This is a genomic window from Hymenobacter sp. NBH84 (assembly GCF_014217645.1).
Classification (GTDB): domain Bacteria; phylum Bacteroidota; class Bacteroidia; order Cytophagales; family Hymenobacteraceae; genus Hymenobacter; species Hymenobacter profundi.
In genome coordinates, this window is record NZ_CP043644.1 from 4,511,259 (window position 1) to 4,536,555 (window position 25,297).

A 25,297-nucleotide genomic window follows, 5' to 3' on the forward strand; every position below is an offset into this window, starting at 1 on the left:
AAGAAGCAAGTCAACCCACGGCTACCCGCACGGGGCGCTTATGAGGAGTTTTTTTGTGACGCCTACCCCACCAGATAACGGTACCCGTAACGGGTAGGCTGGCCGAAATCAGGCTGGCGAGAAAGGCCACCAGCTTGCCCCCAAACCCCAGAATCTGGCCTGTGTGCAGGTCGTAATTCATGTCGGAAATCTTGGTGCCAGCGCTTTTGGTGGCGTGAAAGCGGGACTCTAGTAGTTTGCCCGATATGGGATGAAACGCGTAGTCATCGCGGTGGTAGTAGTGCAGGGCTTTCTGGTAGGTCCAGCAGTAGGTAGGCGTTTTGCCCGTGCCGGTTGGCCCAATCAGGATCATTTCGTGGGTAGGCGACAAGTGGCGCACGTTGCGGTACACGACGTCAGGCAGCGGCTGAGTAGCGGCCGATACAGTTTGCAGCGTGTCGAGTTGGGTGGTCATCAGCTCTGGGGGAGCCTTCTTGCCCCCATCGACCGCCAACTGAACCGACTCCAGCATCCAGGGAAAAATCATGACCAGGCCCGTCAGCGCCAGCACCAGCCCAATGCTGGCCGCATAGAAGCCTAACACATTGTGCAAATCGTAGTTGACGCGCCGCCAGCGGGCTCCCCACTTAATGGTGAAACGTTGCTTCCGCTCGTGCTTACGCTTGGGCCACCACAGCACGAGGCCCGTGAGGAGCATCACTACAAAAATGATGACGGAGCCGCCTACCACCCACTTGGCTATGGCCTCGGGCAGCAGCAGGTGCATGTGTATTTCCTGCACAATGCTGAAGAAATGCGTGCGCAAATTTTGCTCCTTTAGCACCTGCCCGGTGTAGGGGTTCAGGTACACCTGAATGGGGTTACCGGCTTTATCGGTGAAGAACACGGTAGCCGAGCGCTCGGGGCCGAAGTACGTTACCCAGGTATCGGCGGGAGTGGCCTGGCCGAGATGCGGGGCCAGGGCGGCGGCTTGCAGCTGCGAGGGTAGGGCCATGGCCGTAGCCTGGGCCTCCACCGTGCGCCAGGGCTCCGTCAGGTCTCGGATGTCATCCTGAAACACGAAGATGGCCCCGGTAAGACTCACTATAAACACAACCAGCCCGGACGCAAGTCCGAGCCAGAGGTGAAGTTTGCCAACGAGCTGCTTAACCGTCATAGGCGGGAGTGTTGGGGTTAGAACTTATACGCGATGCTGCCGATAATGCTGCGCAGCTTCTGTGCGTTGATGGTGGTGTAGCCGATCCAATAATGCTCATTGGTGAGGTTATCCATTTTCACAGCGAAGCGGTAGTGCGGGAGGTCATAGAAAGCACTGGCGTTGAGAACGGTATAGCTAGGTAGGGTGAATACCCCCTGCGAAGCTTTGTTAATAATCTTATTGTCGCTGGCATAGTTACCCCCGAAGCCCAGGCCGAGGCCTCTGAGGGCGCCAGTAGGCTGACGGTAGCTCACCCAGCCGTTGGCCAAGTAAGGCGAAGAAGCTGTTTCTGGCCGCCGACCATTAAAGTTTGGGTCGGTATCGACAGCTTTGGAGTAGTTGTAAGCAAAGCCGCCCACAATGTTCAGCCCTTGAACAGGGTTGGCTGTCAGGTTCAACTCAGCGCCCCGGCTCCATTGCGTACCATCCTGAGCGCTGATGGCGAGGCCAGCCTCATTCATGCCTACGATGCGTAGAACATTCTGTACCCGGATGTCATAATAGCTGACGGTAGCGCTTATCAGGCCGCCAGCTGCATCAAGCTTCACGCCCGCTTCCGCTTGGTTAGCACGCTCCGGTTTGGTTACGCTCAATTGGCCTTGAGCGTCCAGGAAAGAGCTGTTCTGGTTGTTGAAGCTGTTCTGGTAGTTGGCAAACAGAGCTACGCGGTCTTTCACGGGTTGATACACCACGCCAAACTTCGGCGAAACAGCCGTCTGTTTATAGCTGTTTACCGGGAAGTACAGAAGTCCGCCTTCGTTATCGTATCGGTCAACTCGGATAGCGGCCAAAACACTGAGCTTATTCGTTACATTCAATACATCCGAGGCGAAAGCACTGTACGTATTGATTTTGGTTGTCACGGGGTAACTTGGTGGAGTGTTCGCAGCGTAAGCCGCATCTACCGCACTTTTATTGAATGTGCGGTAATCATAGTCTAGTGCGTTGATTGGCACTGCATCGATTTGCCCCCCGAAGAATTCGATGTTAGAATCCAGGCGCAGAAAGTCCAGGCCTAGTACCACACGGTTGCGTAAGCCGGCCAATTGGAAGTCGCCGTTGAATAGTTGTTGTACCTGATACGTCTGACGGCGGCTGTCTCGCGTCGACTGGTCATTCCGAAGTAGGGTGCTGACGCCGGGTGTAGTAAGGGTAATGCTGTCTCGCGCCGCAAGAGTAATATCCGATATCATGTAGAAATAGGGACCTCTACCCTGCGAATAGCTGCGGCTCGATGAGAGGTAGGTAGTAGAAGTGAAGCTAGGCGAAATGCGGTAGCGCACCTGCGCAAACAGGTTGGTGCTGCGCGAATCCTGCGTCAGGCCGGGTCCTTGGTACGACTGACGGTAGTCGAGCGGGGCTTGATCGGCCCGCGAGAAGCCGAAATTCTCGACTTTATCGTCGAAAGGAATGTAAATGAGCTGCTTGCCCACGTTGGTGCTGCGGTACACCTCCGCATCCAGATTAATAGTCAGCCGGTCGGTGGGTTGAAATTGCAGACTTGGGGCAATGGCTATGTCTTTCGCAAAGCCCGCGTAGCCGCGGTTCTGCCAGCTGTCTTCGTAGGTGTAAGCACCGTTTAGGCGGAAAGCCAGCGTCTTGGTCGAGTTCAGCGGCGTGTTCACATCCACACTGGCCCGGTGAAAACCGTAGCTGCCGGCCGACAAAGCCACTTCGCCCCCAAACGTTTCGTAAGGCTTCTTGGTCACGCGGTTCAGCAGGCCGCCATACGAGGTCAGGGCGCTGCCGTAGAGTGTGGCCGATGGGCCTTTGATAACTTCCAGTTTCTCTAGGTTTGCCGCATCAATGGTGCTCGTAACACCGCCAGCTACCCCGTTGCGCAGCTGGCTGGATACCACGAAGCCCCGCGAGGCGTAGAACGAGCCGCCGTCGCCGCTGCGGCCGGTGGGCTCCCACATTTTTTGCAAACCCGGCGCGTTGCGTGTGGCATCGTCCACTGAGAATACCAACTGCTCCGTGAGTAACTCCTTGCCCACGGTAGCATATACCTGCGGGTTTTCGAGGTTCGAAAGCGGCATTTTGCCCACGTACTCGCTCGATTTGCGCGAGAATTTGTTGGTACGGTCGCCCTGCACGGTTACTTCCTCCAGTTGCCGGTCGCCTGGGACTAGGATGAAATTACGTGTTTGCTTTTCGCCGGCTTTCACCGTCACGCGGTGCTCTTGGTTGAGGTACCCCAGCAGGCGCACCCCTACCACATAGGTGCCGCCTTGGCTAAGCGTGAGGGTATAATCGCCATTGCTATCGGTATCGGTGCCCACGTTGGTGCCCTGCACCCCAACGGAAGCGCCAGATAGTGGGGCGCCAGCCGCGTTGGTTACGCGGCCGGTAAGTAGGGTCTGGGCCTGCGCCAAGTGGCCCAGCAGCAAGAAAAAAAGAAACAACGCTACATGCGTTGTCAAGCGAGAAGGGGGTAGAGAAGAGGTCATAGATTGTATACTGACTAGGCTGCAAAGTTCAGCGGGACACAATCATTTTCCTAATTTTATTTAGACTAATTACTATTAGTGACGACCCTTAAAATATTAAATTCAGTAAAGCCGCGGCAATATCCGGCCAAGGCTGCGCTAAGTCCAGCGTAACCACGCGCACCGGATGGCCGCCCAGTGTGTAGCGCACGTCCACTTCCTGCGTGGCGGCGGGGTAGAGCAGCACGCCCTCTAGCTGCTGGCCCGGCGTGGCAGGCTGGTTTTGAAGGTAGGCGTAGAGCTGGTAGAGATGGGGCGCAATCAGGCGCTGACGGTTGTGGCGAGTGCGCAGGGCGGCGGCCGTAGTATTTGGTGTCGAGGATGATTTTGCGGTCGGCGGCTTCCAGGGAAGTATCCGTCACCATGGTGGGGAGTAGGGCCAGGTCCTCGGCATTATCGGCGGCTGCTTGCCAGGCAATGGTTTCGGAGCGCACGCGGTAATGGCGCTGCTCCAGGCGGTAGAAGTTGCGCACGAACTGTTCGAACAGCCGCGCCATTAGCACCTCGTCGCGGCGGAAGTCGCGGAAGCGGTGGCGGCCCGCCTCATCGGGCACGGGTAGGGCACAGTGGTGCAGTAAGTCGCAGAGATGCAGCAGAAACGCCTGTGCCCCCTGCAACCGCTGCCGCCGTAGCAGAAGCAGCGCTTGGCTGGTAGGCGGAGTAGGGTGCACCGTGGCAGGGAAGCGCCCCAGCACCTGCCGTACCTGCTGGCGCGTGGCAGCGGGTAGGGCACGCGTACGGCTCAGCTGCGCGAGTGTGCCCACCAGCAGTTGGTTGAGTGGTGTATTGGGGCCAAGCTCGTCGTAGGTGCACACGGCGCGGCCCCGCCGCAGCAGGTCGCGGGCGAGAGTAGGGGCCAGTTGCACCCGCCCGCGCAGTTCCGTCAACTCGGCTTCCTGCTCAGTATATCCCACCGACAAGCCGCGCCGCAACTGCCGCCGGGTGGCTACCAGTAACAAGTGCGTCAGGAGCGCTAGCGGCCGATGAAACTCCTGTGCCTCCACCGCCTGCGCCTCCGCCGGGTCTGGCAGCCGGTGCCAGGCGTAGCAGAGTAAGTAGTACAGGTTGTGAATGGGAATCATGCGGTGAGATGGTGAGTGGTGAAATTGTGAGCTTGTGAAGTGGTGAATGGTAGAAAGGCGTCTGTCATCCTGAGCTTGCGAAGGACCTTCTCACGGCAGAACGATAAGTATGACGAGTCGTTTTTACGTCTGTTGTTCACGCGTGGGAAGGTCCTTCGCAAGCTCAGGATGACAGGCGGTTTCTCAACTCACCATTCACTTTGCCAGCAGCCGCTTCAGTTCCGCCTCTGCTTTAGCATGATCTTCCTGCCAATACTCTTCCAGGAGTGGCCCGATTTCCTGTTCCACAATCAATTGAAACCACAAGTCGGCCTCTGCGCCAGCGGGAGGCTGGCAGAAGTAGCTGTGCCCAATGCGAAATTCCGCACCCAACTCGGGGTCGTCGGCAATGGTTTCGTTGAGGGCATTGAGGCGAGTGACCAGACGCTCTACCAAAATAGTCGGCAATCTTTTGTCAAGTAGGAAGGCTTGTAGCTTCGGCCCGAACTCCGGGGCCAGAGCCACGAAGGCAAAGCGGCGGCGCAGGGCGTAGTCGAGGGACGTGAGCGAGCGGTCAGCGGTGTTCAAAGTGCCGATGACGTAGAGGTTCTCGGGCACGAAGAAGCGCGGGGCCTCGGCCGGCGAGTAGGGTAGGCGCACGGCATGGGCAGGGCCGCGCTTGTCGGCTTCCAGCAACAGCAGCAGCTCCCCGAAGATGCGGGCCACATGGCCGCGGTTTAGCTCGTCAATCAGCAGAAAAAACGGCTGGTCGGGTACGGCGGTGGCGCGGCGGCATACGTCTACCAACACCCCATCTTGCAACCGAAACGTACCAGTTGCGTCGGGCCGGAAGCCCTGCACAAAATCCTCGTAGCTGTAGCTGGGGTGAAACTGCACCCGCTCGATGCGGCTTTCGTCTACGGCACCTAGCTCCAGCCACGCCAGGCGCTGGGCCAAAAACGTTTTGCCTGTGCCGGGCGGACCTTGCAACAGCAAATTGCGGCGGCGATGCAGGGCCGCTAAAGCTGCATCCAACTGTTCCTCGCTGATAAACAGCTCGGCCAAGGCTTGCGCGCGCGAGTAAGGCTGGGGCGCGGGCGTGGTGGGGTAGGAGGCAGTTGGCTCGGCGGCTATACTAGGCGCATCGGCGGGAGCTGGTTTGCCAGGGGCAGGCTTTTCGGCCGGGCGGCCGGGGTAGAGATTGGCAGGTAGCTGTTCCTGCTCGGCCACGTTGCCGTCTTGCGGGGAGTTGGCGAGGGTAGGGCGCTTGGTGGCAATGGTGAAGTCGAGGCGTTCGAGCAGCGCGTTGGTGGGCGTACCACTGGCCAGCGGCCAACGGATGTCGGGCTGTTGGCTGGCTAAGCGGTAGGCCAGTTGCGCCACCGCCCGCGGTGGGTAGCGGCGGCTTTCAAACACTAAATCATACACGGTGCCGGGCGCCAGGCGCAAGCCGTTCTGCTCGATATGGCGCAGGGCATCCAGCACATGCGCGTGGGTGAGGTGTTCGGGTAGGAAAGGGGTAGGAGTGAGGTCGGCCGTCATGCAAGCAAAAGATACGAGCAAAACGTTACGGACCGCCTAGCGGTTCGTTCATGCGGCGGACCTCACCCCCCCGCCCCCTCTCCTCGGGGAGAGGGGGAGCCAGACGTCAGGGAGCAGCAGCTTCTCATTGAACGCTCCCCCTCTCCCCGAGAAGAGGGGGCTGGGGGTGAAATTACAAGTTCACCTCTACCGTACCTTATACAGGCGGGCGCCGAACAGGAAGATAACGAGGTAGCAGATGATGGGCAGGTAATAGGCGTGGGCTACGTCTTCGTTGGCGACTTTGCCCATGAGGTAGGGGAAGATGGCGCCGCCGGCCACCGTCATCACCAGGAAGGAAGAGCCTTGCTGGGTCTTGGCGCCCAGGTCTTTGAGGCCCAGCGAGAAGATGGTGGGGAACATGATGCTGAAGAAGAAATTCAGCCCCAGCAGCGCAATGAACGACGGCCAGCCCCAGCTTTGGGCAATGATGAGGCACAGTATGATATTGGCGAAAGCAAACGTAGCCAGCAGTTTGTTGGGAGCAATGAAGCGCATCAAGAACGTACCCACGAAGCGGCCCACCATCATCATCACCATGCTGAGGGCGAAGTAGCGCGAGGCTACCGCATCAGTAAGGCCCATTTTCTCGGCGCCGTAGTTGATGAAGAACGCCCAGGTGCCGCCCTGCGCCGCCACGTTGAAAAACTGCGCCACCACGGCCCACACAAAGTGCGGACGGTTGAACAGACCCTTGGCCTCGGGTACTTCCTCGGCCGTACCGCTGTAAAAACCCGCCTCCGGCTCAGCCGATACGTCAACGGCGTGAGCGTCTTGCAGGGCGGGCACCTTCACAAAGGCAAAGCACACCCCGATGAATAGAATAACACTGCCAATAGAAAGGTAGAGGGTCTTCACCGACGACAAATCACCATCAGCGTGTACGCCGTTTAAAATGAAAAAACTGCCCAACAGCGGCCCAATCACGGCGCCTAAGCCATTGAACGACTGCGCAAAATTGATGCGCTGGTCGCTGGTGTCGGGGTGACCCAGGGCGCCCATGAAGGGGTGCGCCACGGCCTCCAGGGTAGCCAAGCCGCAAGCCAGCACAAACAGCGCCCCGCGGAAGAAATTGAACGACTGTGCATTAGCCGCTGGTACAAACAGAAATGCCCCTAGCGCATACAGGCCCAGCCCTAGCAGTACCCCGTTTTTATACCCAAACCGCTTCATAAACAAGCCCGCCGGAATACCCATAATAGCGTAGGCCCCGAAGATGGAAAACTGCACCAGCCCCGAGTCGGCCTTGCTTACGCTGAGCACGTTTTGGAAGTGCTTGTTCAGCACGTCGCCCATCGTAATAGCCACGCCCCAGAGCAAGAATAAGGAGGTGACGAATACCAGCGTGACGAGGTAGCGTTTTTCGGTGAAGGGGGCTGAGGCGGTGGTAGCCGGAGCAGTTGGTTGCATGCGGTGGGGGATAGTTAGTTGTTAGGAGAGAGTTATCAGCTGTCAGGAAGGATTTGTCGGTTGTCTCAGGGAGTAGGTATTAGCGAGGAAGTTAGGTTTATTCTGACAACTAACAACTACTCCGTGCCTCCCGACAACTGACAACTACCTCTTGACAACTCACAACACTACTCCACAGGGCGGGTAGCCACGGCTATTTTGGAATCGGCAGTGCCGTAGTACAGGAACCACGTATTGTGCAGGCGGGCCAGACCTTCCAGAAAAACCACCTGATTTACCTGGCCGGTGGTTTCGTAGGGCTTCTCGGGGCGCATGAAGTATTTGTCGGTGCGGAGGAGCAGCTTGGTGGGGTCATTCTTGTCGAACAGGGCCTGGGCAGCGGTGTAGGTCCCTTCGGGTAGGGATTTGTCGCCGATGGCAGGCACGTTGCGGCTGTTGTAAATCAGCAGGATGCCCTGGTCGGTGAGCATGGCGGGCGGGCCGGATTCCACTAGGTCGCTATCAAACTTGCCTTCGCGAGTGGGCAGCACAATCTTCAGATTAGGTAGGGTTTGGGCCTGGGCGCGCAGGGGCACGGGCGGTTTCTCGCCGGGCGCCATCTCGATGGGTGTCCAGTGGATGAGGTCGTCGGAAGTGGCCGCCCAGATTTGCGCATCGCCCCAATACATCCAGTACTTGCCGTTGATTTTGGTGGCCACAATGCGTCCGTCGGGCTCGTAGCGCGACACAATGGCGCCCGACTTACTCCATTTCGGCACGTACTCGCCGTTTTTGGCCCCAGTAAAGGCATTGCCGTACTTGGTCCAGTGCACCAGGTCGGGGGAGGAGGCCACGTGCAGGCGGGCTTTGTCGCCGTCGTAGGCGGTGTAAGTCATAAAGTACACGCCATTGGCGTCTTCCACTACGCGCGGGTCCTCAGTGCCGCCGGGCCACTCGTATTTTTTCTGGGCGTCGTTATCGGGGTAGAACACGGGCTCCTTGCGCCGCGTGAAATGAATGCCGTCGGTGCTGGAAGCCAGGCCAATACGCGACGCTTTGCCCACGGCGCCCTTCACCAGGTTCTCGGCCCGATAGAGCATATAAATGGTGTCGTGGCGCACCACCACGGCGGGGTTGAACACGTCTTTTTCTTCCCACTGTACCTGCTGCTTCAGAATGGGGTCAGTGAATACGCCCACCGGACTCGGACCCATAATCGGGTTGGCGCTGTCGACCTTCACGAAGTTGAGCATGGTCCACTCCTTGGGTTTGACGGGAGGAGTGGCCGTAGTATCAGCTTTGTCAGCGGAGTTGCAGCTAGTGAGAGCGGCAAGGAGTAGGGCGAGGGGTAGGGGCGGATTGTCATGCGTGCTGGTGTGTGGGACCTCACCCCCCGGCCCCCTCTCCTCGGGGAGAGGGGGAGCCACGGCGGCGTGGTTGTAGAATCATACTAGGAAGAAAAAGAAGTTCGTTTGGCTCCCCCTCTCCCCGAGGAGAGGGGGCCGGGGGGTGAGGTCACAACGTATTCTCAATCGTGAAAATAGACGTCACTTCCGCATCCGTCAGGGCGCGGTTGTAAAAGCGAATGTCGTCGATCTGGCCTTTGAAAAACGCCGGGCCGTAGTACTCGAAATAGCCTGCGGCCTGGCCGGCGGTGGGGGCGCGGTTGTAGGTTTCCTTGGGCAACTGCTGGCCGATAGCCAGCGGTACGGGCTCGGGAATAGTCTTCATGGGACCCTGCACGTTGGTCCAGGTTTTCACCAGCGCGCCGTTGAGGTAGAATTTCAGGGTGCCGTCTACGTAGCTGGTTACCACGTGCGTCCAGGTGTTCACGGCTACCACACCCGATTCAGCGTCCCGGTCGAAAATGCCGGTGGTGGTGGTAGCCGTCAGGAAAGGTTTGCCTGCGCCTTGCAGCTGAAACTTGAAGCCGTTCCAGCGGTTCAGCGACAACAAATAATTGGCGTCGTTCGAGTCGAAGCGCTTGCACCACAGGCTGATGGTCATGGCCGGCGGGTTGAAGCCTGCCGCGTAGGGTACTTCAATGTAGGCGCCGTCGGTGAACTCGTAGGCCTGGTTGGGGCGGTTGAAGCGGTCGGCTACTAGCTTGGGGAGAGTAGCGCCGTCGCCGGGGGCGGCGCCGGGGCCGGTGGGGCCGGTTTTAGGAGTGCCGTTGTGGCCGTTGGCGGTGGCGTCGTCGGTGTTGCCCTCAAACTTCCAGTAAGCCACCAGATTCGCCACCGATACATCCTCAATCAGGCTACCCCGAAACGCTGCCACGGCGCGGCGCAGGTTGGCCGTGGCATTGTCGATTTGCAGTTGCGTGTATTGGCTGTTACCGCGGGTGCTGGTGGCTAAGTCCAGGGCGGTTTTCAGGGGCGCTTTCGAGCCGGTGGCGTAGTTGCCGGGCTTATTGCCTTCTGTGGCGGCGTTGTAGCCTACCGTTACAGAGTCAATGAGGGCGGCTAGGCGGCTGGTATCGGCGGCTACCTGAGGTGTATCGTCGTCGGAGTCGGAGCAGGCCGACAGCACCGCGGCGCCCCCTAGCAGCCAGGGTAGGAGCAGTAAAAGAAAGTGCCTTTTCATAAACAGAGAAGCAAAAGGGTAGGAAAAAGACAGCAGCGCAGTTATAAACCCAGGTTGCGGTTGGTGTCCCGCTCGCTCTGCGGAATGGGGTAAAACTGGTTGCGCGCGTAGCTGAAGTTGGGCCGGTCGGCGAGGGCCTGGCGGGCGTAGGCCTCACCGTAGCGGATGATGTCGAAGAAGCGGTGAAACTCCAGCGCCAACTCCGAGCGCCGCTCCCGCCGAATCAGCTCGCGCAGCTGGCCCTGGTCGGTGGTGGTGATGTCGGGCAGCAGGCCAGTGGGTACGGTGCCCGCGTTGGGTAGAGAGGTGTCGTAGAGGTAGCTCTCGCGGGCGCGCTTGCGCACCTGGTTGAGGGCCGTTAGCGCCCCCGCGCTGTTGCCCGATTCGTTCAGGGCTTCGGCCTGCATCAGCAGCACATCGGCATAGCGCAGGGCTTGGTAGTTGAGGTTGCCGTCGCCCTTGATGGTGGCCGGAATCTCCGTCAGCGGCTGCAAGTGCTTCTTAGATACGTAGCCGGTAGAGGTCCAGCTGGGGTCAAACTGCACCCCGAAAAACGGCTGCCCAGCCCTACCCAACGTGTAATCCAGGCGCGGGTCGACTACCCCATCCGAGGTCCGTTCGAAGTTATCGACCAGGCTTTGGGTAGGCAGAAAAAAGCCGTAGCCGTTTTGCGGGCGCGGGGCAAACCACTGGTTGAGGCCGCTACCCTGGTTAGGGCTGAGGCCGGTGGTGTGCTGCACCGAGAAGATGATTTCCGAGTTGTTGTCGGTGGCCGCCCGGAAGTTCTCAGCAAATAAGGGTTGCAGCCTATAGCCCAGCGCGCTTACCGCCTGGGCAGTTTGGGCGGCCTGCGCCCATTTTTTCTGAAACAGATAGGCTTTGGTGAGCAACGCCAGCGCCGCGCCTTTGGTGGCGCGGCCTACGTCGGTGCCGGTCCAGGTGGCGGGTAGGGCCTCGGCAGCGGCCTGGCAGTCGGCCTCAATCTGGGCGTAGATCTGCGCCTGCGGCACGGCCGGACTTTGCAGTTCCTCGGGCGTCTCCACCTTCACGCGCAGCGGAATATTGCCGTAGAGGTTGGTCAGCTCGAAGTAGTAATACGCCCTGAGAAACAGTGCCTGCCCTCGGGCCTGCTGGCGCACAGTGGCGCTGATGTTGGTGTTGCTCTCGGGCAAGCCATCGAGCACCACGTTGCACTTGAAAATGCCGTCGTAGTCGCGGCGCCACTGGGCCTCCACGGCCGCGTTGATGGGCGTAATGTTGAAGATATCGATGTTCTCGAAGTCGGCCTGGTCGCCGGGGTTGCTACCCTTCACGGCGTCGTCGGAGGCCACATCACCCAGCACCCAGATGGTGTTGGAGCCCGCGTCGCGGAACGACAGCGGCACGTAGGCAGCATTTACGGCCAGAATGGTGTTGGTGTCGGAGGTGAAAAACTGCCCGGCCTCGTACTGCCCCAGCACCGGCTGGTCCAGGAAACTGTCGCACCCGGCCGCGCCTAACAACAGGGCAGTCAATCCGCTGATCAAAAGATAATTGCGTTTCATATCGTGTGATGCAAGAAGATTAGAAACCCGCGTTAATCCCCACCGTGAAGGTGCGAGCCGAGGGGTAGGTGCCGAAGTCGATGCCGGTGGCGCGCACGCCGTCGCCGAGGGAGTTGCTGTTGGTGCCCTGCTCGGGGTCGAGGCCGGTGTACTTGGTGAAGGTCAGCAGGTTTTGCGCGCTCACGTAGAGCCGCACCGACGCTACTTTCAGCGGCGAGAGTAGCTTGTCGCCGAAGGTGTAACCCAACTGGATGTTCTTGAGGCGCAGGTAGGAACCGTCTTCCAGAAAGCGGGTGGAAGGCTGCTTGTTGTTGGAGGCCCCTACCCACGACAGGCGCGGGAACTCGTTGGTGCTGCCGGGGCCGGTCCAGTAGTTAGTGGCCGCCCGCTCCGTCAGGTTGAAGGCGCGGTAGAAGCCCTCGATGTCGGTGTTCACTTGGTTGTAGAGCTTGTTGCCCTGCACGCCCTGGAAGAACGCGCTTAGGTCGAGGCTCTTGTAGCGCAGGTTGCCGGTCAGGCCGTAGGTGAGTTTCGGGATGGGACTACCCACAAAGGTGCGGTCGTTGCCGTCAATCACGCCATCGGGTACGCCGTTGGGGCCGCTGATGTCCTTGAATTTCACATCGCCGGGCTGAATGCCGGGGCCTTGGTAGGCGTGCGTAAACACCTCCTCGGCCGTCTGGAAAATGCCGTCGGCCTGCAACAGGTAAAACGAGCCAATGGGGCGACCCACGTCGGTGAGGGTAGCGAAGTAGTTGTTGTCGATGCGGCCGCCCACGCTGGGCGGGGTGCCGCCCAGGTCGCGCACCTCGTTTTTCAGGGTAGCCAGGTTGCCACTCAGGTTGTAGCTCCAGTCGTTGCCGATGGTGTTGCGGTACGACAGCTCCAGCTCGAAACCCTGATTACGGATTTTGCCGGCATTCACGGCCGGGTTGCCGCCGTTGCCGGCGCTGCTGGGCTGGGGTAGGAACAGCAGCACGTTGGACGTATTCTTGATGAAGTAATCCATTGTCAGCTGCAAAGCGCCCTGCAACAGGCCAATGTCCAGGCCCACGTCGCTCTGGGTGCTGGTTTCCCACCGCAGGTTGGGGTTGCCCTTGCTCACCACGCTCAGGCCTTGCGTAGAAACCCCACCGAAGGGGTAGTAAAAGTTGCCGCCTACCAGCGAGGCGTAGGGGTAGTTGCCGATAGACGAGTTGCCCAGCTGCCCCACACTGGCGCGCAGTTTCAGCAACGACAGCGCCGACACATCACGCAGGAAACGCTCCTGGGCCAGGTTCCAGCCCACCGAGCCGGAGTAGAAGCTCTCGGCCCGCCTACCCGGAATGAACTGCGAGGAGCCGTCGCGGCGGAAGTTGAAGCTGGCCAGGTAGCGGCTGTCGTAGTCGTAGCTCAGGCGGGCAAAGCCCGAGAACAGCGCCGAGTGCGCCTCGCCGCCACCGTTCTGCTGCACGCCCGTGCCATTGTCGAGGTACTGGAAGGTAGGCGACTGGTCTACGTAGCCGCGGCGCGAGGCCGAAATGGCCTCCGAGTTGTTTTTGATAGCTTCCGTGCCCAGCAAAAAGCTGAATGTGCTCTTGCCCAGTGGCAGGTCGTACACGGCGGTGTTGGTCCAGTTGTAGTTGAAATCCTTGGCATTGGACTGCGCCAATTGGGCCGGCGAGTTGAGCGACCGATCAATGCCGAACGTCTTGAAAAACTGCTTGTAATCGGTAATCAGAAACGTTACGCCGTAGTCGGAACGGATGCGTAGGCCCTTCACGGGCGTGATTTCCACGTAGGCGTTGCCCAGCAGATTGTAGCGGTTGAAGTTGCGGTCGGCGGCGTCGGCGAGGGCTACGGGGTTGATGCCGTCGCCCAGAAAGGCCGTGGCCAGCGCGCCATCGGGCGTGCGGGGCAGGTCCACAAACTGGCCCTGGTCGTTGCGCACCGGCGTACCTGGCGTACGGAACAGCGCAAAGCGCACAATGCTTGCTCCCGGGTTGCCGTCGCCAAATCCGTCGCCGGAGGTGCCTACCTGCCGGGTTTTGCTGTACGACAGGTTGGCGTTGGTCCCAATCTTCACAAACCGCGACAACGTCGTATTCACCGCCGTGCGCAGGTTGTAGCGGTCAAAGGACGAGTTTTCGATCAAACCATCCTGCTTCAAATAGCTACCCGACACGATGTACTGGGAGTTTTCGGTGCCGCCGCTCACGTCGAGCTGGCCGTTGTACTGGCGGGCCGGCTTCAGCACCTCTTTCAGCCAGTTCACATCGGGCAGACTCGCAGCCACGTCGGCCGGAATCTGCGCACGACCGTCGTTCTGCGCCGCCACATTGTAGGCCGCCACGTATTGGCTGGTGTTGGCCATATTAATCAGATTGGAAGCCGTTTGCACGCCAGCGTAGGCGCTGGCTGTGAGGCGCGGCTTGCCGGCCTTACCCCGCTTGGTAGTGATAATGACCACACCGTTTGAGGCCCGCGCCCCATAAATAGCCGCCGAGGACGCATCTTTCAGAATGTTGATGCTCTCGATGTCATTAGGCGAAATCTGGTTGATGCCGGTTTTGGTGGGCACCCCGTCGATGATGTAGAGCGGGTCGTTGTCGTTGATGGTGCCTACCCCCCGAATGCGCACGGCAATGTTTTCGCCGGGGGCGCCGGTGGCCTGCGTGATGGCCACGCCGGCCGCTTTGCCCTGCAAAATCTGGGCGGGCCCCGTCACCGGCAAGCCGTTGATGTCCGCCTGATTCACCTGCGACACCGCACCCGTGAGGTCGGCTTTGCGCTGGGTGGTGTAGCCAATCACCACCACATCATCCAGCGACTTCACATCGGTTTGCAGCACCACGCTCACTTGCGTACGGCCTTGTAACGCAACTTCTTGCGTGATAAAGCCAATGGCCGATACCACCAGCGTGCCCGAAGCGTCGGGAAGGCTGAGAGTGAAGTTGCCGTCGGCGTCGGAGGTGGTGCCGTTGGTGGTGCCCTTCACTACCACTGTCACGCCGGGTAGGCCCTCGCCGTTGGCCTGCGTTACGCGACCCGTGATAGTCGTTTCTACGGGCACGGGGCGGGCGTTGCGCGCTTCCAGGGTAGGCGGTGGCACCGCGCCTGTGGCCATCGCCCGGCTAATTACCACCTGCTTTTGCAGAATCTCAAAATCGAGGTTAAGCGGGGCGAGCAGCTGTTGCAGCACGTCGGGTAGGGGCTGCTCGTGCGCCCGCAGCGTCACGCGCTGCTGCGGGTCAATCAGGCGCGGGCTGTACACAAACTTCACACCGGCCTGCTGCCCAATCAGATGCAAAGCCGTTTTCAGCGCTTGGTTGCTGACTTGCACGCTGATGCGCCGGTTGGCGGGGTCTTGGTGGAAGGCGGGCGCCGCCGTGGTTTGCGCGGTGCCGACGACCACGAGCAGCGTGGTCAACCACAGGAGCCGCGCAACGCCTCGCCGCCAAATTAGATGAGGTAGGAGTGAGAGCATAGGATAGGGAATTGGAAGTAGAACAGGACGCACCCCGAACACCCTACCCTGTGCAGGGTAGGAAAGCACGTGTATGGGAAAGCCGAAATCGTTTGCGGACGAACGGCTAAAAAAAGCGAAGCGAATTAGTTACAGCCCGGCCCGGTAACTACAATCTGCGCGTCGAGCACCTCGTAATGGGCACGCGTGGCTTTGCAGATCAGGCGGAGCTTCTCAAACAAAGGCTCATCGGTGAAGGACGCCGTGAGTGGACAGTTGCCCAGCCCGTCTTTATCGTACACAATGGACACGCCATAGGCTTTCTCCAATTGTGCAAACACTTCACGAATAGGTGTTTCCTCGTATTCAAACACGGCCGATGCCCCACCCGCCAGAGCAGGTTGCGCCAGCAAATTGCGCTTGAGCTGGTGGTCGGCTAGGTGGTAGGTAGCCTGCTGATTGGGCGTTAGCACAATGCCTTCTAACCGCTGCGTGCGGGCTTGTAACTGGGCTTGCTCCCCGCCCTGCGGATACACCGATACGCGCCCGGTTTTCACCGTCACTACCACGCGGGACGACTTGGCCGCTGCCTGCACCTCGAAGCTGGTACCCAACACTTTGGTGACCAAGGAAGCAGTATTCACGAAAAAGGGCTTTTCCGGATTTTTCGCTACTTCAAAAAAGGCTGAACCCTCCAGGTATACCGGGCGGGTAGTGCCCACAAAACGCACCGGAAATGCCAGCCGGCTATGCGGCCGCAGCAGCACGGAGCTACCGTCGGGCAGCGACACCAGGCGGGTGCCCGCCGTGGGGTTGTCGATGTCGCGCAGGGTGCCGGCTTCCCGCCGGGCTTGCGCCAGCAGCGCCCGGTAGCCGGACACCGAAACGGGCTGTTGCAACTGCCAGAACTGCCCAACGCCCAGCAGCATCAATAGCACACTGGCCGCTGCGGCCCACTGCCAGGTAGGGACCAGCCAACGGTGATGCGCCGCCGACTCAGGAGCTTCCAGCGTCTCTATTTCCTCAAAAATGCGCTGCCGCAACGCCATTTTCTCCGCCGACGACAGCCGGGCCTGGGGAAGTTGGTGCAGCCCCAGCACCAACTGACGCGCCGCCTCCACCTCGTCGCGCCTGAAGGCAAACGTGGAGAGCCACTGCTGCCAAAACGCCTCCGTTTCCGCATCAGGCCGCAGCACCCACCGAACGAAGAACTCGTCCTGGGCAAACTCCTCAGCGCAGAAATGTGGGTAGTCAGGCATGGGGTGGGTGGTAGTATATAGAAGAGGGACTATTGGGAGTTTACTACCACGTTAAGAGGAAATATTTTTTTGAGATAATGCTATTTTATTTATATATTATTGAATATGAATGCGTTATGATAATAAAATTATCTGTCATCCTGAGCTTGCGAAGGACCTTCTCACGGCAGAACGAGTCGTTGTTATGAAAGTCGTTCTAACGTGAGAAGGTCCTTCGCAAGCTCAGGATGACAGACGAAAACAAAGTGCCTACTACCCCACTACCCCAGCAGCCACAGCAACACGCTCACCAACAGCGACTGGCGTAGCTTTTTGAGTGCCCGCGACAACAGATTCGCGACGGTCTGCTCGTTGAGTTGCAGCATGGTCGCAATCTCCCGAATCTTGAAGTTGCTGAAATACTTCAGGTTGATGATTTCTTTCTCCCTACCCGAAAGCTGCGCCAACGACAACCGCAGGCGCATGGCCTGCTGGTGCTCCTCTTCTGTATCCACCAACGACTGCTCGATGGAAGGCTCGTAGTCTTCCACGACCTGCTCTTTGGCTGGTCGGGCCGAGATGGCTACGCGCAGCAGCTCGTTTTTGAGGCTGCGATAGAGGTAGAACTTCACCGTTGTCACTTCGCCTAGGTGGTCGCGCCGCGCCCAGAGGTGCACAAACACGGTTTGGATGGCGTCTTTCACCTCTTCTGCGTCGTGCGCCAGGTGGTGACCGTAGGCAAAAAGCTGCTGCGCGTACCGGTCAAATAAGGCACCCAACGCCTCCTGCTGCCCCGCCCGAAACGCCTGCCACAAGGCCACGTCATCGTCGTGGCGCTGCTCGTGGTGCGAAGGTGGTGGGCTATACATAGCGTGAATGCAGTCAGGGACTTACTTCACGTTGGTGAAGTGTGTAAAGCTAACGGAATAGTTGAAAGTAGGGGTGTTACACCGCAGCCTATGATGACGAAGTTTACCCCTGTGGGGTTATAACGCGCCGCACACAGCACACCTATCCTTCCTGTGGGCTTTTTGATGTTCGGGAGCAACGCCCATATTGCAGCCGAAGAACTTCTACACACTCCCCGCGTACCTCTGCGCAGGCGTGTCGCTCGCAAATCAGCATCCTATGAACACTACGAATTGGGGCATTATCGGCCCTGGCAAGATTGCCCACAAGTTTGCCCAAGATCTGGCCCTGGTGCCGGGCGCCCGCCTGCACGCCGTGGCCTCACGCACTTTAGAGAAAGCTCAGCAGTTTGCCGCGCAATATGGTGCCCCACACGCCTTGGGTAGCTATGAGGAACTTGTGCAACTACCCGATCTGGATGCCGTGTACGTGGCTACTCCGCATTCCGAGCACCATGCGCACACGCTGCTGTGCCTACGGGCTGGTGTGGCCGTGCTTTGCGAAAAAGCCTTTGCCCGCAACGCCGCCGAGGTAGCTGAAATGATAGCCGTGGCCCGCGAAAAGCAGGTGTTCTTGATGGAAGCCCTTTGGACGCGCTTCATGCCCGCCACCCGCAAAGCCCTGGAGTTGGTAGGCGCCGGCGCTATCGGCCACCCGGTACACATGGTAGCCGACTTCGGTTTTGCCGCCGACTACAACCCCACCAGCCGCCTGTTCGACCCGGCTTTGGCCGGTGGTTCTTTGTTGGATATTGGCATCTACCCCGTGTTCTTCAGCAAGTTTTTCCTGGGCGAGCCTACCCAGGTGAAAGCCGTGGGCACCCTCACCGAAACCGGCGTCGACCTGACGTGTAGTATGGCGCTGGCTTACCCTGGCGGCGCCACGGCCAGCCTCTACTCCACCCTGGCTGCCACCACCGATACCACCTGCACCATTTACGGTACCGAGGGCAAGCTGCATTTGCATCACAAGTTTCATCACGCCGAACGCATCACCCTGCACCGCACTGGCGAGGAGCCGCAGGATTTCCACTTCGAGGAAGCCAGTTACGGCTACCGCTACGAAGCCCAGCACGTGCAGGAGTGCCTGGCGCAAGGCCTGACGGAAAGCCCGCTGGTGCCGCTCGCATTCAGCGAAAAGCTGATAGCAACGCTCGATGATATCCGGCAGCAACTGGGCGTGCACTACCCCGGCGAATAGCAAAAAGGCCTTGACTGCGTAAGTCAGGGCCTTTTTCTATACTAGTACTAGTAAGCTGTTTGCATTCATTAGTGAACGGTGTAGTCGTCCGCGCCATCAGACCGCATTTCGTTCAACGATGAGACGCAAGTATGCGTCTCTACACCGTTCATATTTAGCTCAACTAGCTTCTTAAGGGTTACTTCTTCTGTGTGGTTTTCTTCTTACCGTCGGGTTTGTCCTTCACGGTGGTTTCGTTTTCCTTCTCCTTATTCTTGGTAGCCGGATCGGTGTGGGTCGGAGTGCTGGTAGGATTAGCCATGGAAGTTTTGGTTGAGGTGTACGCTGTGTACGGCATCCGCTTCTGTTTGACTGAACTACAGCAGTACGTGGGGCACGAATTCCGATAGGTTAGTCATAAAACCGGTGTCGCGGCGGTAGCCGATGGCACAGGCCTGGCCCGCCCAGAATACGCCTGCCTGGTAGTAGCGCCCCTGGGCGTCCTGGGGTAGGACGGCGTAGCGTTGGTATACCTGGGGCTGCTGGGCAAAGTCGCCCTCCACGGCTTGGCCCGGTTGGCCGGCGTGTAGCTCCGTCACGTTTTGCCCCTCGCGCCCAAACACAGGCTTGCGCACGCTGTGGCCGGCCAGCTCCTCGAACGAGGCTTCCAGCAACAACGGGTGGTGCGGGAACTCCTGCCACAGCCAGGCCAGCATGGCTTTGCTCTGGAAAAGTAGGGAGTAAGCGGGGTTGGCCACCACCACATCCCGCGACTGCATAAGCTGGGTAAGGTCGGTGGTCAGCTCGGGTTCTTCTTCGGCCAGAATCTCCCAGGGCACCAGCTTGAATACGAAGTCAAACTTTTGCCACTGGCCGGGCTCTACCTCGGCCCAGGCACCGCGTTCGGCGCCCGTCACGGAAACCGTCATGGCATCGGCATCGCAGAGGTGGGTTAGCTCGAAGCCGGCCGCCAGCGCGGCCTCGGCTACCACGGCGCAATTGGTGGCATCTTCCTCGCTGCCCGGCAAATATACCAGCAACAGGGTAGGGGCTAGGTCGTCGTTCAGCTCCAGCCAGTGCGTGAGTTGGGCCTGCAAGCCCTCAAACAAGCCATTGGCTTGGCGGTCTTTCTCGCTGAGGCCGGCTGCTACCAGGCTGGCCCACTGCACTACGGCCGCCTCGGGTAGGCTGGTGGCCGTATCGGCGTTGAATTCGAGGAGCTTAGGGCCATCGGGCGTTTGGGCCAGGTCGAAGCGGCCGTAGAGATGCCAGTGGCGGTCATCGGCCCAGGAGTGCCGCACGGCATCCCACAGTATCTCCGGAATAGCCAGGCGCCGCAAAAAGTCGTCGGGCAGCTCGTCGGGCACGGCTTGCACCAGCATGTCGTAGAGCGTATCGGCTGCCTCCAACAGAGCGTCGGCCTGCTCCTCGGGGAGCTGCACGGCTTCTTGCGCCACGTAGTGCTGGCACACGTCCTCCACGGCCCAGTCCCAGCCTAAGTTGCGTAGGGTAGGGGCAATAGTACCGGCAAGGGGTACCGTTTGAATGGCAGGCATAAAAGAGTTAGGAAAAAGAAATGCAATGAAAATGCGACTGGCAGCCGGGCCTACCCGCCAAACCCGCGGCCGCCGTAGCCGCGGCTGCCAAAGCCAGAGCGCCGCCCCGAGGGGGCACTGGTGCGCATCGTGCTGCGGCTACCGTAGCCCGTAGAGCGCACTACGCTGGTGCTGGGCCGAATGCCGTTGCTGCCCGCCGCGGCGCGCGTACCATTAAAGCCGCGCCCAAAAAAGCCACGGCCCTGAGCACGCTCCTGCGCTACCTGGCTGCGCCAGCCCTGGTTTTGGCGTATCAGCCCGGGGTTGGCGTAGGCGGCGGGCTGGGGCGTGAGAAACCGCCCGGCCATGTAGCCCAAGCTGCTCCACATCAGGATATTCATGAGGCCGCCCCCGCCGCTGCTCACTGTTTGGTTTTCGGGGTGCTGCTGGCTGTATTGGCGCATCTGCTGTTGCAGGGCCTGACCTTGCAGGGTGTCTACTTTGCCATCGAAGTGCTTCAAGATGGCCGCCACTTCTTCTTTGCCGGCGGGGCGCTCGGCGGTAATCTGCCATTTATCGGGCTGCACCTCGGTCAGCTCCGTGATAACGCCCTGGGAGTAAGAGTCAGCAGCATCGTCCCAGCTGCTGGTTTCGGTGGTAGCGCGGTCGGGTTCTGAGCTGCCAGAGCAGGCGGGTAGGGCCAGGCCCAGGCTGGCAGCCGCGGCGGCCAGCAGCAGGTTGCGGCGCCAGTCGCCCAGGGGGAAGTAGGGTTTATGCATGCGTCTTGTGAAAGCAGGTGGAAAGGTGCCGTTGTTCTACGGATAATCAATGAAACAGGTGTGCTTTGAAACGGGCTACCCTACCCCCACCGTACGCCGGATGCCCAGCTTTTTCATGCGGGCTTCCAGCGTTTTGGGGTTGATGTCGAGCAGCATGGCCGCGCCACTGGGGCCGCTCACACGGCCGCCGGTGTGGTGCAGCGCCGCCAGGATGTGGTCGCGCTCCTGGTCTTTCAGGGTTTTGAGGGGTTGATTGCTGGCTATGGGTAGGGCTATGGCTTCGGAGGTGGCCGGGTGCAGGGCCGCCGCAAAGCCGCCAAAATCCAGGAACTGTCCGCTGGATACAATCACGGCCTGCTCTACCACGTGCTCCAACTCGCGCACGTTGCCGGGCCAGGCATACGCGCGCAGGGCGCGCAAGTCCTGCTCGCGCAGGTTGCGCACGGGCTTGCCCATCTGCTTGGTGAAGCGCTCCAGAAAGTGACGCGTGAGGGGTTCAATGTCCTCGGGCCGCTCGCGCAAGGCGGGTAGGCGCACCGGAAACACATTGAGGCGGTAGTACAAATCGGCGCGGAAACGGCCGGCGGCTACCTCGTCTTCCAACACGCGGTTGGTGGCGGCAATCACGCGTACATCGGCCTTCAACACGCGCTGCCCGCCCAGGCGCTCAAACTCCTTTTCCTGCAACACGCGCAGCAGCTTGGCCTGCAAATCGAGGGGCAGCTCGCCTACCTCATCCAGAAAAATACTACCCCCATCGGCCACCTCAAACTTGCCAATACGCCGGTCGATGGCGCCCGTAAACGCGCCTTTCTCGTGCCCAAACAGCTCACTTTCGATGAGCTGGGCGGGTAGGGCGGCGCAGTTCACCTTCACCAGAGCCCGCGTCCGGCGCGGACTCTGCTGATGCACGGCCCGCGCTACCAGCTCTTTGCCGGTGCCGGTTTCGCCCGTTACCAGCACAGTAGAGTCGGTGGGGGCTACTTGCATGATGCGCTGGAAAACGCCCTGCATGGCCTCGCTGCCGCCCACAAAATCGGCGAAACGGGCGGCGGCGGTGGTGTTAATCTCGTCGATAAGGTAAGTGCGCTCCCGCTCCAATTGGGCGCGCAGGTGCTCGATCTGCTCGAAGGCAAACACGTTTTGAATGGCCAGCGTGAGTTGGGGCACCAGCAGCCGGATCAGGCGGAGGTCGTCTTCGGTCAGCGAGGTATCTTCCTGCTTGCTGGATAGAATAAGCGTGGCGCTTTGGTCGTCGCGCACCCAGAGGGGCATGCACAGAAGGGCGCGGGTACCGCGCTGCTCCCAGATGTGGCGCATGAGGGGGTAGCGCGCCGCCAGCGCCTGAAACTCGGCCCCCGCGTACACGCCCGGCTTCGAGAATAGCGGCGCTATCTGCTGTTGCAGCTGGGGGTATTCGGGTAGGTGGTCCCAGCGGGTAGGGTCGGTGGGGAGGAACGTGCCGTCGGGTTGCTTCATAAACTCAGCAAACACCTGAATTGGGCCATCGGCTTCTTGCACGCGCACCCCAAAGTAGGTGCACGGCACCACGCGGTTTATTTCGGTGGCAATACGTTGAAACAACTCGCCGCGCTCTTTAATGGTGAGCAGCGCATTGGTAAGCGCTAGCTGCATGCTTTTCTCCTGCTCCCGCCGTGCCACGTCTTCAAACGCCAGCGTGTTGTTCACGGCCACCGCTACCAGACTACCAATCTTTTCGAGCAGAGAGGTGTCCTCGGGCGAGAAGGTAGGGCGCCGCCGTGCCACCAACGACAACAGCCCAATCAACCGCCCGCCCGTGCGCAGCGGCACCACTGTGAAGTAGCGCAGGCCCTTCTTGAGCATTTGGGCTAGCGGCTCGTAGTTGTTGTAGCGCGGCAACAACTCCGTCAGGTCGTATTGCCGAAGCTGGGTGGCACTGCCCACAAACTCCGAAATAGGCGAGCCCGTAATGGACTTGCGAAAGTTAGCCATGGGGGGTAACGTCTCGCCCAGGTAGTCGCGCAAAAACACCCGCCGGTACTGCTGCTCGTTGTCGAGGGTGATGATGGTGATGGCGTCGAACGGGAAAATCAGCCGTAGCTTTTCCGTGACGGTCTGAAACAGAGCTTCCTTGTTGCGGGTAGTCGCAATGGCATCGTTGAGGTAGAGCAGCAACGACTCGTCCTGACTGTTAGTCTGGGGCATAATGGAGGGCGAAATGACCGAAGCAACAACAAAATAAACGTGCTTATTTCCTTATATATGAGGAAATAAAAATGAGGTATTCCTAAAATATCAGGAAATATAGCAGTGTGGCACAAGTCCGTTTATCAGCCACTACTATCCAAAAACGGCTTCATTTGGCTTTAAACACTACTTTTTAGGCTGGTATACGAGGATGGCAGCACTTGGCACATCTTTCGGATAAGGGGCAGCATCCATACGCTGTTTTCTTATGCATCTCCGACCAACCTTTGCTGCGCCGCTACTCACAACTCTAGGGTTGCTGATTGGTAGCGCCGCCTACGCGCAGGTACCTATATCTACGGCCACCGCTGGCGATTCGCTGTCGTTGGAAACCACCATCCGCTCGGTGCTGGATGCCAACCCTTCCATCAATGCCTTGCAGGAGGAAGTAAACCAGGCCCAGAGTCGCTTGGCTCAACAGCGCACCTACCTCAAACCAGTAGTAACGGGTACGGCTAGCTACACTCGCATTGACCCGCAGGTGAAGCTGAACCTTACCCCCGAGCAGGCGCCTTTTCAGCTGGCACCCAACAACAACTACGACACCCACGTGGCCGCGCAGTATACGCTGCTGGACTTCGGGCGGGCCAATGCCGCTATTGAAGCCGCCCGCAGCCGCACCCTCACGGCCACCGACAACATCGACGTAACTCGCCGCGACTTGGCCTACGCCGCCGCGCAGAGCTACTACAGCATCTTGTTTGCCCGCGAGGCCATTCGGGTGCAGGACGCGCAGATTGCCTCGTTGCGACAGCACGAGCGCGAAATGCAGCGCCGGGTAGAAGGTGGCGTGAGCACGCAGTTCGATGTGACTACCACGCAGGTACGTATCGCGCAGGCCCAGGACAAGAAGATTGACCTGCAAAATCAGCTCCGCAACCAGGAAGTACAGCTGGCCCGCTTGCTGCACAAATCCGAAACGGCGGTGGTGCCGGTGCGCGGCCGCTTCGAATACAACCCGGAGACCGTGAATGTGCAGGCGGCATTAGAAGCCGGCGCTGCCAACCGCCCCGAGGTGAAGCTGGCCAGGGACAACGAAGCCACAGCCACGGCGCAGTTGCGGGTAGCTGAGGTAAGCAACAAGCCGCAACTGAACGTGCTGGCCCAGGCCGGCGGCAAAAATGGCTACATCGTGCCCAACCTGAACCGCTTCCGCTTCAACACGGTAGCCGGCGCTCAGCTTTCCATTCCGATTTACGACGGCGGCCGCAACAAAACGCAGCGTGCCGAAGCGCAATCGGCCATCAAAGGGGCCCAAGCTCGTACCCAAGACACGCAGGAGCAAGTGCGCGCCGATGTGCTGCAAGCCGTGAACAACATGCAGGCCAGCACTGCTCGCTACGACAACTCGGAAGTGCAGATTGGGCAGGCCACCGACGCCCTCACCCGCGCCAAGGCCCGCTACCGCTACGGAGTAGGCAACAACCTCGATGTGCTGGATGCCGAAACGCAGCTGGCCCAGTCGCGCCTCTCCCGCCTGCAAGCCATCTACAACTACACCATTGGTCAGTACCAGCTCCGCCGTGCCACCGGCGAGCAGATTTGGGAAGCGGCGAAATAGTGAACGGGTGAGTTGTCGTTCCGGTAACGATAAACCTCATCTTTTCACCCATACTACGAGCCACTCACCATAGCATCCTCTCACTAATTCACCAGATGACCCTCACCACCGTTTTGTGTCCGCTTGATTTCTCGGTTGCTTCGGCGCCGCTGGTGCGGTACGCCACAACGCTGGCGGCGGCCACCGGTGCCGAGCTGCGGCTGCTGCACGTGCTGGAAGCCCAGCCGGAGCTGCCCATGGCCGGGCTGGCGCGCCCCCTCGACTTGGATATTGCCTTGCAGTTGGCCAACTACCGACTACTGGCGGAACAGGAAGGGGTAGTGGTTAGCACAGCTATTGTGCAGGGCGACGCGGCCACGGAAATCGTAGCCGAAGCCCGGCGCCACCCCGCCGACCTGATCCTGATTGGGGCGCACGGCCGCACCGGCCTCACGCGCTTCCTGATGGGTAGCACCGCCGAAGCCGTGGTACGCACTGCCCCTTGTGCCACACTTCTCGTAAAGAACTGTCAGGCTGATGAATACCGCCAATCGGCCTAACCAGTAGGGTATTGGCGGTAGCTCTTCGCAGCTTG

At 59.7% G+C, this 25,297-nt stretch carries 18 protein-coding genes; 3 read left to right on the plus strand and 15 right to left on the minus strand.

Translation table 11 applies throughout. The features are described from left to right. Window positions 1-10: 10 nt before the first annotated feature. From F1C16_RS18910 to F1C16_RS18960, 11 genes are all read right to left on the minus strand, one after another. Window positions 11-1,156, minus strand: coding sequence for a PepSY domain-containing protein (locus F1C16_RS18910; RefSeq protein ID WP_185282148.1), 1,146 nt, complete (start codon window positions 1,154-1,156; stop codon window positions 11-13). A 17-nt stretch (window positions 1,157-1,173) separates the two neighbouring features. Continuing rightward, a complete protein-coding gene (locus F1C16_RS18915) occupies window positions 1,174-3,621 on the minus strand; it encodes a TonB-dependent receptor (RefSeq protein ID WP_258048962.1) in 2,448 nt (815 codons plus the stop codon). A gap of 92 nt (window positions 3,622-3,713) precedes the next feature. After that, window positions 3,714-4,769 (minus strand): hypothetical protein, encoded by a 1,056-nt coding sequence (locus tag F1C16_RS18920; RefSeq protein WP_185282150.1) that lies wholly within the window; start codon window positions 4,767-4,769, stop codon window positions 3,714-3,716. A gap of 195 nt (window positions 4,770-4,964) precedes the next feature. Continuing rightward, window positions 4,965-6,290 (minus strand): AAA family ATPase, encoded by a 1,326-nt coding sequence (locus F1C16_RS18925; RefSeq protein ID WP_185282151.1) that lies wholly within the window; start codon window positions 6,288-6,290, stop codon window positions 4,965-4,967. A gap of 186 nt (window positions 6,291-6,476) precedes the next feature. Next, window positions 6,477-7,739 (minus strand): L-fucose:H+ symporter permease, encoded by a 1,263-nt coding sequence (fucP, locus tag F1C16_RS18930; RefSeq protein ID WP_185282152.1) that lies wholly within the window; start codon window positions 7,737-7,739, stop codon window positions 6,477-6,479. Window positions 7,740-7,906: 167 nt separating this feature from the next. After that, complete coding sequence (locus tag F1C16_RS18935; protein ID WP_258048963.1) at window positions 7,907-9,145, minus strand: glycoside hydrolase family 130 protein; 1,239 nt, start codon at window positions 9,143-9,145, stop codon at window positions 7,907-7,909. An 88-nt stretch (window positions 9,146-9,233) separates the two neighbouring features. Continuing rightward, complete coding sequence (locus tag F1C16_RS18940) at window positions 9,234-10,304, minus strand: LamG-like jellyroll fold domain-containing protein (RefSeq protein WP_185282153.1); 1,071 nt, start codon at window positions 10,302-10,304, stop codon at window positions 9,234-9,236. A 41-nt stretch (window positions 10,305-10,345) separates the two neighbouring features. Then, window positions 10,346-11,848: a RagB/SusD family nutrient uptake outer membrane protein gene (locus F1C16_RS18945; RefSeq protein ID WP_185282154.1), complete on the minus strand. Its 1,503-nt coding sequence runs from the start codon at window positions 11,846-11,848 to the stop codon at window positions 10,346-10,348. Window positions 11,849-11,867: 19 nt separating this feature from the next. Continuing rightward, the gene (locus F1C16_RS18950) at window positions 11,868-15,314 is read right to left on the minus strand and encodes a TonB-dependent receptor (RefSeq protein WP_185282155.1); all 3,447 of its coding nucleotides are present in this window, start codon (window positions 15,312-15,314) and stop codon (window positions 11,868-11,870) included. Between the two features lie 125 nt (window positions 15,315-15,439). Then, window positions 15,440-16,552 (minus strand): FecR domain-containing protein, encoded by a 1,113-nt coding sequence (locus tag F1C16_RS18955; RefSeq protein ID WP_185282156.1) that lies wholly within the window; start codon window positions 16,550-16,552, stop codon window positions 15,440-15,442. A 260-nt stretch (window positions 16,553-16,812) separates the two neighbouring features. Continuing rightward, on the minus strand, window positions 16,813-17,400 hold the full coding sequence (locus F1C16_RS18960) for an RNA polymerase sigma factor (protein ID WP_185282157.1): 588 nt from the start codon (window positions 17,398-17,400) through the stop codon (window positions 16,813-16,815). A 259-nt stretch (window positions 17,401-17,659) separates the two neighbouring features. On the opposite strand from F1C16_RS18960, the gene F1C16_RS18965 reads away from it, so the two are divergent. Next, window positions 17,660-18,640: a Gfo/Idh/MocA family protein gene (locus F1C16_RS18965; protein ID WP_185282158.1), complete on the plus strand. Its 981-nt coding sequence runs from the start codon at window positions 17,660-17,662 to the stop codon at window positions 18,638-18,640. Between the two features lie 178 nt (window positions 18,641-18,818). Here F1C16_RS18965 and F1C16_RS23130 read toward each other — a convergent pair whose 3' ends face one another. The 4 genes from F1C16_RS23130 to F1C16_RS18980 all read right to left on the minus strand — a co-directional run bounded on the left by F1C16_RS23130 (window position 18,819) and on the right by F1C16_RS18980 (window position 23,120). Further along, a complete protein-coding gene (locus F1C16_RS23130; protein ID WP_258048964.1) occupies window positions 18,819-18,941 on the minus strand; it encodes a hypothetical protein in 123 nt (40 codons plus the stop codon). A 55-nt stretch (window positions 18,942-18,996) separates the two neighbouring features. Continuing rightward, window positions 18,997-20,175 (minus strand): glutathionylspermidine synthase family protein, encoded by a 1,179-nt coding sequence (locus F1C16_RS18970; RefSeq protein WP_185282159.1) that lies wholly within the window; start codon window positions 20,173-20,175, stop codon window positions 18,997-18,999. Window positions 20,176-20,225: 50 nt separating this feature from the next. Next, window positions 20,226-20,933, minus strand: coding sequence for a hypothetical protein (locus F1C16_RS18975; RefSeq protein ID WP_185282160.1), 708 nt, complete (start codon window positions 20,931-20,933; stop codon window positions 20,226-20,228). Between the two features lie 75 nt (window positions 20,934-21,008). Next, complete coding sequence (locus F1C16_RS18980) at window positions 21,009-23,120, minus strand: sigma 54-interacting transcriptional regulator (RefSeq protein WP_185282161.1); 2,112 nt, start codon at window positions 23,118-23,120, stop codon at window positions 21,009-21,011. Window positions 23,121-23,370: 250 nt separating this feature from the next. Between F1C16_RS18980 and F1C16_RS18985 the strand changes: the two genes are divergently transcribed. Both F1C16_RS18985 and F1C16_RS18990 read left to right on the plus strand, forming a co-directional pair. After that, complete coding sequence (locus F1C16_RS18985) at window positions 23,371-24,723, plus strand: TolC family protein (RefSeq protein ID WP_185282162.1); 1,353 nt, start codon at window positions 23,371-23,373, stop codon at window positions 24,721-24,723. A gap of 95 nt (window positions 24,724-24,818) precedes the next feature. Next, on the plus strand, window positions 24,819-25,262 hold the full coding sequence (locus tag F1C16_RS18990; RefSeq protein WP_185282163.1) for a universal stress protein: 444 nt from the start codon (window positions 24,819-24,821) through the stop codon (window positions 25,260-25,262). Window positions 25,263-25,297 lie beyond the last annotated feature (35 nt).